Consider the following 12443-nt stretch of genomic DNA (forward strand, 5'->3'; position numbering starts at 1 on the left):
GGTCAGTTCTCCAGGTCTGCGGGGGCCGACAGGGTGCCGCGCACGGCCGTGGCGGCGGCGACGAGCGGTGACACGAGGTGCGTCCGGCCGCCCTTGCCCTGCCTGCCCTCGAAGTTGCGGTTCGAGGTCGACGCGCTGCGCTCGCCGGGCGCGAGCTGATCCGGGTTCATGCCAAGGCACATCGAGCACCCGGCCTGCCGCCACTCGGCGCCCGCGTCGAGGAACACCTTGTCCAGGCCCTCGTCCTCCGCCTGCTTGCGCACCCGCATCGAACCGGGGACGACCAGCATCCGTACTCCTGAAGCGACGTGCTTCCCCTTGATGACGTCCGCCGCGGCGCGCAGGTCCTCGATGCGCCCGTTGGTGCAGGAGCCGAGGAACACCGTGTCCACGCGGATGTCGCGCAGTGGCGTGCCGGCCTCGAGGCCCATGTACGTCAGCGCCTTCTCGGCGGCCACGCGCTCGTTCTCGTCCGCGATCTTCTCGGGGTCGGGGATGTTCGCGCTCAGAGGCAGGCCCTGACCGGGGTTCGTGCCCCACGTGACGAAGGGGGTGAGCTCCGTCGCGTCGATGCTCACTTCCGCGTCGAAAGTCGCGTCGTCGTCGGTGCGCAGCGTCTTCCAGTATTCGACGGCCGCGTCCCAGTCCGCGCCGGACGGTGCGTGCGGACGACCCTTGATGTAGTCGAAAGTCGTGTCGTCCGGTGCGATCATGCCGGCGCGCGCGCCCGCCTCGATCGACATGTTGCAGACCGTCATGCGCGCTTCCATCGACAGCGCCTCGATGGCGTCGCCGCGATACTCGAGCACGTAGCCCTGCCCGCCACCGGTTCCGATCTTCGCGATGACGGCGAGGATGATGTCCTTCGCCGTGACGCCCTCGCCGAGCGCGCCGTTGACGTTGATGGCCATCGTCTTGAACGGACGCAGCGGCAACGTCTGCGTCGCCATCACGTGCTCGACCTCGGACGTGCCGATGCCGAACGCGAGCGCGCCGAACGCACCGTGGGTGCTCGTGTGACTGTCGCCGCACACCACCGTCATGCCGGGCTGCGTGAGGCCGAGCTGCGGGCCGACCACGTGGACGATGCCCTGCTCGAAGTCCCCCATCGGGTGCAGCCGCACCCCGAACTCCGCGCAGTTGCGACGGAGGGTCTCAACCTGCGTACGCGACACGAGATCCGCGATCGGCTTGTCGATGTCGACGGTCGGAACGTTGTGATCCTCGGTGGCGATCGTGAGATCGGCCCTGCGCAGCCCGCGGCCCGCAAGGCGGAGGCCGTCGAACGCCTGGGGGCTGGTGACTTCGTGCAGCAGGTGGAGGTCGATGTAAAGCAGGTCCGGCTCCGCGCCACTTCCGTGGCGCACAACGTGTGCCTCCCACACCTTCTCCGCGAGCGTGCGGCTCATCGCGACATCTCCCACATCATGGACGCGCCGACAGATCTGGACTTCTCACTGTCTGGGAAGTTAGTATCGGCTTGTGGGACAGCATAGCGGGATCGGCGTGCTGGACAAGGCAGTGGCCGTGTTGAACGCCGTAGCAAAAGATCCTTGTGGCCTGGCCGAGTTGTGCAACCGCACCGGCCTCCCGCGAGCGACCGCGCACCGCCTGGCCGTAGGCCTCGAGGTGCACCGGTTGCTGCGCCGAGGCTCCGACGGCCGCTGGCGCCCAGGCGCGGCTCTGGCCGAACTGGCAGGCGGCGCAACGGACCCGTTGCTGGACGCCGCTTCCTCCGTCCTGCCACGCCTGCGCGACATCACAGGCGAAAGCGTGCAGCTCTACCGCCGCGACGGCATGCAACGAGTCTGCGTCTCCTCAGCAGAACCCCCCTCGGGCCTGCGAGACACAGTCCCGATCGGAGCCAGGCTCCCGATGACCGCAGGCTCAGGCGCCAAGGTCCTGGCCGCATGGTCAGACCCAGGCACCCAACGAGCCGTCCTGGCCGACGCCGTCTACGGCGAACGCACCCTCCTGGAAGTTCGCCGCCGAGGCTGGGCCCAAAGCGTGGCAGAACGAGAACCAGGCGTGGCCTCAGTCTCAGCCCCAGTAAGAGACTCCGCAGGCGCCGTAGTGGCAGCAATCTCAGTCTCAGGCCCAATCGACCGCATGGGCCGCCGCCCAGGAGCCCGCTGGGCAGCAGACCTACTAGCAGCAGCCGAAGCCCTACAAAGCCGCCTCTAAAGCACCAACGAACACCCAGGCCGCCCTCCCCCAGGAGGGCGGCCTCTTCACTTCACCGCCCCGACACGCCGCCCATCCCACCCAACACGCGGCACCTAAGCCTCAACAGAGAATTGCGACTCAGGCCTCAGCACAAGACAAAGAGAAGTAGCCCAGTAACCAAATGACAAGCCCAAACAATGCACCCGCCCGCCCGCCCTCTCACCCGATGCGAAGCGAGGGCCCCATTCGCAAGCGAAGCGACGCGCACACCGCAAGGCACGGGCCACACCCACGCCGGGGGTCCGGGGGCGGAGCCCGCCGGCTGGGGTCTGGGGGCTGGGCCCCCAGAAGACAAAGCGAAAGAGGCCTGTCTGCGCACTCCGCAGACAAGCCTCTGACACCTCTGTAGCCCCGAAGGGATTCGAACCCTCGCTACCGCCTTGAGAGGGCGGCGTCCTAGGCCGCTAGACGACGGGGCCCTAGAACTTCTTGCTGGCTTGAACCTTATCAGATCATTCTGTCCGGTTCAAATCCGGCTATTCAGTTCTTTTTACTGCTGGGTCTTGCATTCTCAGCAGCTCCGAAAGCTTACCCGAGGGCAGTTCTTCCTTCGCAGCTGGGGTACCAGGACTCGAACCTAGACTAACTGAACCAGAATCAGTCGTGCTGCCAATTACACCATACCCCATTGGCCTTCACGAACGACTTCGTTGTCCCGCGGGAGTTCCGAGGTCCTCGTTGCTGCCGAGAGAAATACTAGACCACGCCCCCGGCAGAAGTGAAATCGGCCCCCACCTGAACGCATCCGCGCAGGTGGGGGCCGGTCTCGAAGGTGAACTCAGGCGCTGGCGGTGGAGAGCTCGCACACGAGGAGCTCCGGCAGTTCCGCGAGCGTCGTGATGGACGACAGGCCCGCGGGCAGTGTGCCGCCGGTCGGGCCGATGCGGTTGATCCAGACGCCGTGCATTCCGGCGTCCCGTGCGCCGATGGCGTCGGCGTGCAGGCGGTCTCCCACGTGGACGGTGTCGCCGGGCGGGACGCCCAGGGCCAGGCACGCGGTGTGGAAGATCACGCGGTCAGGCTTGGCGCAGCCGACCTCGCCGGCGATCAGGACGGCGTCGAAGTACTCGGCGAGGCCGAGCTGGGCGATCTTCACGCGCTGGTGGCGGCCCGACGCGTTGCTGATCGCGGCGATCGGGAGGCCTGTCGCGCGCAGCCAGTCGAGCATCGGGATCGCGTCCGGGAACAGGCACCAACCGGCGGAGAGGACCTCCTGGCGGCCGAGTTCGCGGCGGGTCGCTTCCTCCAGCGACAGCTCCTCGCCGAGTGCGGCGAAGAAGGCCTGTGTGCGGATGTTGCGCATCTGCACGTACTGGAGTTCGCCGGCGAGCTGGCGGGAGACGTGGTCGTCGGTGATCCTCTGCCACAACGACCAAGCGTCGGCGTTACCGACCATCGAGGCCAACGCGGCTCGCGAAGAAGCGCTGTAGTCGACAAGTGTGTCGTCGACGTCCAGGCACACAGCGCGGATCTCGCCGGTTCTCTTACGCGTGAAAGTCGGGGACGCAGTTGTCACTCCGGAAGGTTAGGTGCGAGGAGGCCTCGTCCGATTCGGCTAACGAGGTGATTCCTACAGGTCCTTGCACGATCAAGCGGACCTTGAGGGCCCGAACGAACCAGTCGGACTCCTCCGTGCGCCGAAAGCAATAGGCCGGTCGAGTGTTGTTCGGCGACGCAACGATCTCCGCCTGAGTGAGTGGCCCCGCGAGCGCGGCACTTTAGCCCGCAAAACGACATTTCGCACCAACCGCAACCTTTTCGAGGCCTGGCCCACCAGACCGTCCACACTGGACGGATCCGAACGAGAGCCACGCCACTCGGAACCGGCTTGACGCACATCGTGATCACGAGCATGCTGGATTTATTCAACACCGGTTGAAAAGAGAGGATCGACATGGAGAGGACAACCTGTCTCGTCGTCGGCGGCGGACCTGCCGGAATGGTGCTGGGACTGCTCCTGGCCCGCGGTGGCGTCGAGGTCACGGTGCTCGAGAAGCACGGCGACTTCCTGCGGGACTTCCGCGGCGACACGGTGCACGCGTCGACGCTCACGCTGCTGGACGAGTTGGGGCTCGGTCCCGCGTTCGCGCAGGTGCCGCACCAGGACGTCGACAAGATCGAGGCGCTGCTCGACGGCGGCGCCAAGGCCACGGTCGCCGACCTGTCCCGGCTGCCCGGACCGAACAAGCGCATCGCGATGGTGCCGCAGTGGGACTTCCTGGACTTGCTGGCGGACGCGGGCAGGCTCGAACCGGCGTTCACGCTGCGGATGAACACCGAGGTCACCGAGATCACCAAGAGCGGCAACAGGGTCACGGGCGTGAAGTACCGCGATCGCGTCGACGGGCACGAGGGCGAGTACGCCGCCGACCTCGTCGTCGCGGCGGACGGCCGGAGCTCGATCCTGCGCGCCGCCGTGGGACTCCCGGTCTACAGCTTCGGCGCGCCGATGGACGTGTGGTGGTTCCGCCTGCCGCGCAACGAAAGCGACGCCGTCAAGGGCGGCGCCGGCAGGTTCAGCGCCGGCAGTGCGCTCGTGCTCATTCCACGCGGCGAGTACTTCCAGTGCGCCTTCCTGATCCGCAAGGGAACGGACCAGGCGGTGCGCGCCGAGGGCATCGAGAAGTTCCGCGAACGCGTCGTCACGCTCATCCCGTGGCTCGCTGACCGGGTGGGCCACATCACCGACCTCGACGAGGTGAAGCTGCTGGACGTGAAGCTGGACCGGTTGCGGCAGTGGCACGTCGACGGACTGCTGTGCATCGGTGACGCGGCGCACGCGATGTCACCGGTCGGTGGCGTGGGCATCAACCTGGCCGTGCAGGACGCGGTGGCGGCGGCGACCCTGCTCGCCAGGCCGTTGCGGGAGGGCCGGGTCACGAGCGCGACGCTCGCGAAGGTGCGCGGGCGCAGGCTCTTCCCGACCGTGGTGATCCAGACCATGCAGCGGGTGATCCACCGGCTGTTCCTCGGCCGCAGGCTCAACAGCACCGAGACGGTCTCCAGCACGGGCATGCCGTTGCCGCTCAAGATCGCGCAGAAGCTGCCGTTCCTCCAGGCGGTTCCGGCCTACGTGATCGCGATCGGCCCTCGCCCCGAGCACGCGCCTGATTTCGCCAGGAGGGATCCGCAGACCATCGTCAGGTCGTGACGAACGCCTCGGAACTCTCGCCGAGCACCATCGCCACGGCATGGGCGCGGTCACGGGCACCCAGCTTGCGCAGGATCGCCTTCACGTGGGTCTTCACGGTGTCGTTGCTGATGAAGAGCCGCTGGGCGATGCGGGCGTTGTCCATGCCCTTCGCCATCTCGGCCAGCACGTCGAACTCCCGCGCCGACAGCCGGCCGAGCGACGCGGGAGGCGGCATCCGCGCGGGTAGGCGCACGAGCGACCCCACCCGCGCGTCGATCGTGGCGGGAGCACCCCGCACCGCGGCCGCGATCAGCGGTAACAGCTCGGCCACGGGCGAGGTCTTCAGCAGGTAGGCCACCGCGCCGGCGTCGAGCGCCGCGCGGGCCCAGCTCGGACTGTCCGCATTGGACAGCACGACGACACGGGCGCCCGGCCGGTACTGCGCCGTGTCCCGCACGGTGCGCAGCGGTCCGGCGCCCGGCACGTCGAAGTCCGTGACGACCAGGTCCACCAGAGTGCCGCGCAGGCTGCGCGCAGCCTCGGCCACGGTGTGGGCGATGCCCACAACGCGGAAGCAGTGCGTGCGATGCAGCGAAAGCCGCAGCCCTTCGGTGATGAGCTGCGATCCGTCGACCAGCAACACACGGGTGGACGCCAGGTCCGTCATGACACCGGGAAGTTACTCGCGGGTACCCGGATGCGTAACCTGCCGGACGCCGGATTGCTCCGTACGGCTACCTATTTGCGACCGGATTGGTGAGCGTGCCAAGGCCGTCCACAGTCACGGAGACCGTCTGTCCGGCCCTGATCGGCCCGACACCGGCCGGCGTGCCGGTCAGGATCAGGTCGCCCGGCAGCAGCGTCATGATGCCGGACACGTACTCCACGAGTGACGGAATGTCGTGCACCATCAACGAAGTACGGCCGTCTTGTTTGACTTCCCCGTCAACTTCGGTGACGACGCGGACGTCGGACGGGTCGAAGTCGGTCTCGATGAACGGACCCAACGGGCAGAACGTGTCAAAGCCCTTGGCACGCGTGAACTGCACGTCCTTCTTCTGCAGGTCGCGCGCCGTGACGTCGTTGGCGATCGTGTAACCCATGATCACACTGGCGGCCTTGGCCTTCGGCACGTCGCGGCACGGCTGGCCGATGATGACGGCCAACTCGCCCTCGAAGTCGACGCGCTCGGACACGGCCGGGAGCTTGATCTCGACGTTCGGGCCGACCACCGAGGTGTTGGGCTTGAAGAACAGCAACGGCTCCGCGGGGACCTCGTTGCCGAGTTCCTTCGCGTGGTCGGCGTAGTTCCGGCCCACACCAATGATCTTGGTGGGCAGGATGGGGGCGAGCAGCCTCACGTCCGCCAACGGCCACTTCCGGCCGGTGAACGTGGGCGTGCCGAAGGGGTGTTCGGCGATTTCCGCGGCCTCGTCGCCGTTCACAGCGACGAAGGCCACGCCTGCGGGATGAGCAATTCGGGCGATGCGCACCATCGCAGTTTACGGGGCGCCCAGACGCTAGCTAAGGCGACAACGGGGGCGCCGCGAAGACGCCCCGGCGGTCGCTTGGACACACCAAGCCTGTACTGCCTACTCGTTCAAAACACTGTTCAAAGCACCGCTACTCCTCATGGATTTGTGCACCAGCGCGTCACAGAGCGCCAGCCAACTCGCCTCCACGATGTTCCCGTGCACTCCGACGGTCGTCCACTCGCGTTCGCCGTCCGTCGACTCCACCAGGACGCGCGTCACCGCGTCCGTACCGGGGTGCTCGGTGAGGATGCGCACCTTGTAGTCGGCCAGCTCCACAGTGTCCAACCAGGACAGATGCGGCAACAACGCCTTGCGCAGAGCCGCGTCCAGGGCGTGCACGGGCCCGATGCCCTCGGCGGTCGCGATGACCCGCTCCCCCGCCACGTGCACCTTGACCGTGGCCTCGGACACGATCTCGCCGTCCGACCGGTGGTCGAGCACGACTCGATAGGACTCCAGCGTGAACGGAGGAGTGTCCAGTTCGGACAGCTCGGAGCGCAGCAGGAGCTCCATCGAGGCGTCGGCGGCCTCGAACGACCAGCCCTTCGCCTCCAGTTCCTTGACGCGCTTCAACGCGCTGCCGACCTCGGTCCCCCGGCCGGCCAGGTCGAGCCCGAACTCACGTCCCTTGAGTTCGATGCTCGCCCGACCGGCCATCTCGGTGACCAGCACCCGCATGTCGTTGCCGACGGTGTCCGGATCGATGTGGTTGTACAGCTCCGGATCCACCTTGATCGCGCTCGCGTGCAGACCCGCCTTGTGAGCGAATGCTGACGCCCCGACATAAGCCTGGTGGGTGTCGGGTGCGATGTTCGCGATCTCGGCCAACGCATGGGAGACACGGGTGAGCTCGGCCAGTGCTCCGATCGGGAGCACCTCCATGCCGAGCTTGGTCACGAGGTTTCCCACGACGGCGAACAGGTCCGCATTGCCTGCTCGCTCGCCATAACCATTGGCGGTGCACTGAACATGCGTCGCGCCCGCCTGAACGGCCGCAAGTGTGTTCGCCACCGCGCAGGACGTGTCGTCCTGGCAGTGGATTCCTACGCGGAAGCCCGTCTTCTCGACGACCTCCGCGACCGTCTCGGCGAGACCCAACGGCAGCTGCCCGCCGTTCGTGTCGCACAGCACGACGACGTCCGCTCCACCCTCCACAGCGGACTCCAGCACGCGCATACTCGTGTCCGGCGAGAACGCGTACCCGTCGAAGAAGTGCTCGGCGTCGAGGAAGACGCGCCTCCCGTGGTCCTTCAGGAACCGGACGGTGTCACGCACCATCTTCAGGTTCTCGTCGGAGTCCGTGCGCAACGCGCGCTCGATGTGCCTGAGGTCCGACTTGGCCACCAGCGTCACCACCGGCGCCTGCGAGTCGAGCAGCGCCTTGACCTGCGGGTCTTCCTCGACCTTGACCCCGGCCTTGCGCGTCGCCCCGAACGCGACCAGCTTGGCGTGCTTCAACTCCAGATCACCGGCCGCCGCACGAGCGAAGAACTCCGTGTCCTTGGGCATGGCGCCGGGCCAGCCGCCCTCGATGAACCCGACGCCGAGCCCGTCCAGCAGCCGCGCGACCGCGAGCTTGTCCGTGACGGAGTACGAAATGCCCTCACGTTGTGCGCCATCGCGCAACGTCGTGTCGTAGACGTGGAATGCGTCGGTCGGGCCGGCCATCGGGGTCATCTCCTCATCCGGGCAAACAAAAAGACCCCCCGCGGGATGCGAGAGGTCTGCGCGTCGGGTGCCAGGGGCGGCAACTACCCGACGCGCTCGTCAATAATGATGGCGACGTACTGAACCATGTCCGGGATGCTGCCACAGCTCAGCACGGTGTACCAAGCGACGGGAGGAAACCTCCCACTATCTGGTCACGTGTTCACCCCTGTGACACCGCCATCGCAAGGTGACGGCCCGCACGGCAGGTGCCCCCCTCCGCTGGAACGTGACCAGCCACCACACAACGACGCGCGCGGTGCCAACTGCGCCCGCCAACGCAAGGCGACCACGTACGAGGCCTGGTGTGGCGATGCGAAGCGAGCCGTCTGAACCTCACGGGCTGGGTAGCGGTGCACCGCGCTGCAACGCGACCAGCCACCCGCAACCCGATCCCCGAATCAGACCCCGGCCAGGAACTTCGCGAACGCCTCGATCGAAGCCGCGTTACGAGGCGACTCCACCAACGCCGCATAAGGCAACGAGAAGAACCGCTTCCCCTTGACCGCGGGCGAGTTGGACAACGGCGCGAACCCCTCCAGGAACGCCTGCTTCTGCGCGGGAGTGTTCGCCTCCCCGTCCGCGTAGTCCACGATCAGCACGACCTCGGGATCACGCTGCACCACGGTCTCCCAGTTGACCGTGGTCCAGCTGTCGTTCAGATCCCCGAAGATGTTGTCGCCGCCGGCCTTCGAGATCACGTCCTGCGGCGCCGCGTTCTTGCCGGACGTGAACGGCTGGTCCTGCCCGCTGTCGTAGAGGAACACCTTCGGCCGGGGCTTCCCCTCCATCAACCGCCCGGCACGGGCGATCTGCTCCTGGTAGGTCTTCACCAGTTCCTCGGCCTTGGCCTCGACCCGGAAGATCTTCCCGAGGTTGCGCAGGTCCGTGTACAACGCGTCCAGCGCGGGCATGATCCCCCGCTGCTTCCCGACACCGTTGCGGCAGGCCTCGGTCAGCTGGTAGGTCCCGATCCCGAGGGCCTTCAACGCGTCCGGGGTGAAGCCCGTGCTCTCGCTGAACCCGTAGTTCCAGCCGGCGAAGACGAGGTCCGCGTTCACGCCCTGCACGACCTCCTTGGAGACCTTGTCGGACAGGTGCTTCACGCTCTCGAAGTCGGCCTTCCAGGGTGAGGTGCGCACGTCGACGGTGTCGACGCCGGAGACGACGTAGCCCGCCATCCGGTCCTTCAGCCCCAGCGCGAACATCAGCTCGGTGATGCCGGTGTCGTTCGTGACCACTTTGGACGGGATCTTGTCGAACGTGACCTGCCGGCCGCAGTTCGTGACCGTCACGGGGTCGGACGCGGAGGTGTCCGGGGCCACCGTGGCGCCGCAGCCGGAGACCAGCAGCAGCACAGCGCAGACAACGGTTCTCAAGGGGTGACCTCCTGGTCGAACAGAAGCTGGGGAACTCCCGTTGTGGGGTGAGCGACCACGTGCGCGGTGACGTGGAAGACCTTGGCGATCAGTTCGGGGACCAGCACCTCGGCCGGTGTGCCGGAGGCGACGACGCGGCCCTCGTCGAGGACGTACAGGCGGTCGCAGTAGGACGCGGCGAGGTTCAGGTCGTGCAGGACGGTGAGCACGGTGATGCCCAACCCGCGGGCGAGCCCGAGGACGTCGAGCTGGTGACGGATGTCGAGGTGGTTCGTCGGCTCGTCCAGCACGAGCACGCGCGGCTCCTGGGCGATCGCGCGTGCGATGAGCACGCGCTGGCGTTCGCCGCCGGAGAGACTGAGGAAGCTGCGTGAGGCGAGGTGCGAAACATCCACTGTGGCCAGCGCGTCGGACACCACCCGCGCGTCACGGGCGGGATCGCGGTCGTGCGGCAGGCGGCCCATCTCCACGACCTCGGTGACCGTGAAGTCGAACTCGACCTGCGACTCCTGGGTCAAAGCGGCGAGGTGACGGGCTACGTCGTGTCGCTTGTGGACGTTCTCGCCGTCGAACAGGACGGTGCCCGCGTCCGGCTTCAACGCCCGGTACACGCAGCGCAACGTCGTGGACTTGCCGCTGCCGTTCGGGCCGACGATGCCGACGACCTCAGCGGAGGCGTGCAGTGTGATGTCGGAGACGATGTTCCGGACGGTGACGCCGGTGAGCTCGACCCGCATCAGCTGCCTCCGAAGACGTAGGACCTGCGGCGCATCAGGAAGATGAAGCACGGCACGCCGAGTGCGGCCGTGATGACGCCGAGCGGCAGTTCCTCCGGCGCCGCGAGCATCCGCGCGGCCACGTCGACCCAGACCAGGAACGAGGCTCCGGCCAGCGGTGCGAGGGCGAGCACCTTGCGGTGATCGGCGCCCACGACCATGCGCGTCAGGTGCGGCAGCATCAACCCGACGAACCCGACGGCCCCGCTGACCGCCACCAGCACGCCGGTCATGGCGGCGGTGACGATGAACAGGTGCGTGCGGAACCGGTTCACCGCCACGCCGAGCGTGGTCGCGGTCTCGTCGCCCATCGCCAGCGCGTTGAGCGGCCGCGCCTTGGTCGCCAGGTAGACGATGCCGGCCGCGGTCACCACGGCGGCGACGGGCAGCGACTGCCAGTTCGCCCCGCCGAGGCTGCCGAGCAACCAGAACATCGCTGCCCGCGCCGCCTCGCCGCGCGGTGCCTGGAACACCAGCAGCATCGCCACGGCGGAGAACCCGTATGCCAGCGCCGTTCCGGTCAGCACCAGCCGCAACGGTGTGAGCCCTCGGCTCGTGCGTGCGGTGATGTAGACCAGTGCGGTGGCGCCGAGGCCGGTCAGGAACGCACCCACAGACAGCGCGTAGACGCCGAGACCGGAGAGCACACCGAGCGTCGCCACGGCCGTCGCGCCCACGCTCGCGCCCGACGAGATGCCGAGCACGTACGGGTCGGCCAGGGCGTTGCGGACCATCGCCTGGATCGCCACGCCGACGGTGCTCAGGCCCGCGCCCACGACGGCGGCCAGCAGGACACGAGGAAGCCGGATGTCCCAGACGATGTGGTACTGCCCGGCGAGGCCGGCGGGGATCGTGCCGCCGGTGATCGCCTCCCAGAGCAGGTCGACGGTGACGCCGAACGGAACGGAGACGGGGCCGAGCGCGACGCCCGCGACGATGCTGACGACGAGCACGCCGACGAGCGCGCTGATCTTGGAGATCACTTGGTCCTTCCCGCAGTCCACGGCGGAATCGGAAAACAGAGGCCGGCCGTGTGCGGGTATTCGGGCTCGTCCTCACGAGGAGGCCTACCGTTGCGGGTCAGCGCCGGACTTCGACCGGACTTCCCCCACGCACGACTGATGCGACCCTACCTGCGGAAACAGAAAGTTCGAAAATTCTCCGGGTGTGATGTCGATCCAGTGCGGGGCCCGTTCGACCTCGGGATGTCAGAACCGGAACACCAGCAGGGAGACACACCGTGAAGTACATGCTGATCATGCGCGCCACCGACGAGGCCTTCGCGAACATGGGCGAGTTCGACTTCGACAAGATGCTGGAGACGGTCGGCGCGTTCAACGAGGAGCTGATCCGCGCCGGTGTCCTGCTGGCCGCCGAAGGTCTCGCCGAGCCGTCCGAAGGTGTCGTCGTCGACTACTCCACCGAACCCCCGGTCGTCACGGACGGCCCGTACGGCGAGACCAAGGAGCTGTTCAACGGCTTCTACCTGCTCAACGTCTCCTCGAAGGAGGAGGCGGTCGAGTGGGCCAAGCGCATGCCGATGACGGGCGCCGGGTTCAAAACCGAGATCCGCCGGGTGCCGTCCATCGACGAGTTTCCGCAGGACAACGAGTGGGTCCAGCGGGAGCGGGCGTGGCGTGAGGCCAATGGCCAGCTCTGACCCTGGAAGTCAGACGACCCGGCCCCG

General features: G+C 67.4%; 11 protein-coding genes, 2 tRNA genes and 1 riboswitch. Of the genes, 3 read left to right on the forward strand and 10 right to left on the reverse strand.

The window, feature by feature from the left end:
- Window positions 1-2 precede the first annotated feature (2 nt).
- Entirely contained in the window at window positions 3-1409 is a 1407-nt protein-coding gene (leuC, locus tag IG04_RS0128140) for a 3-isopropylmalate dehydratase large subunit (RefSeq protein WP_030479749.1), read from the reverse strand.
- Between the two features lie 73 nt (window positions 1410-1482).
- Between leuC and IG04_RS45595 the strand changes: the two genes are divergently transcribed.
- On the forward strand, window positions 1483-2184 hold the full coding sequence (locus IG04_RS45595; RefSeq protein WP_084401353.1) for an IclR family transcriptional regulator: 702 nt from the start codon (window positions 1483-1485) through the stop codon (window positions 2182-2184).
- A gap of 388 nt (window positions 2185-2572) precedes the next feature.
- Here IG04_RS45595 and IG04_RS0128145 read toward each other — a convergent pair.
- The 3 genes from IG04_RS0128145 to IG04_RS0128155 all read right to left on the reverse strand — a co-directional run bounded on the left by IG04_RS0128145 (window position 2573) and on the right by IG04_RS0128155 (window position 3742).
- Window positions 2573-2645, reverse strand: a tRNA-Glu gene (locus IG04_RS0128145).
- Window positions 2646-2782: 137 nt separating this feature from the next.
- Window positions 2783-2854, reverse strand: a tRNA-Gln gene (locus IG04_RS0128150).
- A 150-nt stretch (window positions 2855-3004) separates the two neighbouring features.
- Complete coding sequence (locus IG04_RS0128155) at window positions 3005-3742, reverse strand: HAD family hydrolase (protein WP_245816243.1); 738 nt, start codon at window positions 3740-3742, stop codon at window positions 3005-3007.
- Window positions 3743-4120: 378 nt separating this feature from the next.
- Here IG04_RS0128155 and IG04_RS0128160 point away from each other — a divergent pair, with 378 nt between their 5' ends.
- Complete coding sequence (locus IG04_RS0128160; protein ID WP_030479751.1) at window positions 4121-5377, forward strand: FAD-dependent oxidoreductase; 1257 nt, start codon at window positions 4121-4123, stop codon at window positions 5375-5377.
- Here IG04_RS0128160 and IG04_RS0128165 read toward each other — a convergent pair.
- From IG04_RS0128165 to IG04_RS0128190, 6 genes are all read right to left on the reverse strand, one after another.
- A complete protein-coding gene (locus tag IG04_RS0128165) occupies window positions 5367-6026 on the reverse strand; it encodes a response regulator transcription factor (RefSeq protein WP_051770822.1) in 660 nt (219 codons plus the stop codon). The two genes, IG04_RS0128160 and IG04_RS0128165, sit on opposite strands and share 11 nt — an antisense overlap.
- A 67-nt stretch (window positions 6027-6093) precedes the next feature.
- Window positions 6094-6852 (reverse strand): fumarylacetoacetate hydrolase family protein, encoded by a 759-nt coding sequence (locus IG04_RS0128170; protein WP_030479753.1) that lies wholly within the window; start codon window positions 6850-6852, stop codon window positions 6094-6096.
- A 99-nt stretch (window positions 6853-6951) separates the two neighbouring features.
- Window positions 6952-8562, reverse strand: a complete 1611-nt coding sequence (gene cimA / locus IG04_RS0128175; RefSeq protein ID WP_245816241.1) for a citramalate synthase — start codon at window positions 8560-8562, stop codon at window positions 6952-6954.
- Between the two features lie 440 nt (window positions 8563-9002).
- Entirely contained in the window at window positions 9003-9980 is a 978-nt protein-coding gene (locus IG04_RS0128180) for an ABC transporter substrate-binding protein (protein ID WP_030479755.1), read from the reverse strand.
- Complete coding sequence (locus tag IG04_RS0128185; RefSeq protein WP_030479756.1) at window positions 9977-10717, reverse strand: ABC transporter ATP-binding protein; 741 nt, start codon at window positions 10715-10717, stop codon at window positions 9977-9979. Before IG04_RS0128185 ends, IG04_RS0128180 begins: the two co-directional genes overlap by 4 nt.
- Window positions 10717-11739 carry a FecCD family ABC transporter permease gene (locus tag IG04_RS0128190; protein WP_245816239.1) on the reverse strand — a complete coding sequence of 341 codons (1023 nt, stop codon included), beginning with the start codon at window positions 11737-11739 and terminating at the stop codon, window positions 10717-10719. Before IG04_RS0128190 ends, IG04_RS0128185 begins: the two co-directional genes overlap by 1 nt.
- A gap of 35 nt (window positions 11740-11774) precedes the next feature.
- A riboswitch (cobalamin riboswitch) is annotated at window positions 11775-11903 on the reverse strand.
- A gap of 93 nt (window positions 11904-11996) precedes the next feature.
- On the opposite strand from IG04_RS0128190, the gene IG04_RS0128195 reads away from it, so the two are divergent.
- Window positions 11997-12416: a YciI family protein gene (locus IG04_RS0128195; RefSeq protein WP_030479758.1), complete on the forward strand. Its 420-nt coding sequence runs from the start codon at window positions 11997-11999 to the stop codon at window positions 12414-12416.
- The last annotated feature ends 27 nt before the right edge of the window (window positions 12417-12443 follow it).

The organism is Lentzea albidocapillata (assembly GCF_000719115.1).
Lineage (GTDB): Bacteria > Actinomycetota > Actinomycetes > Mycobacteriales > Pseudonocardiaceae > Lentzea > Lentzea albidocapillata.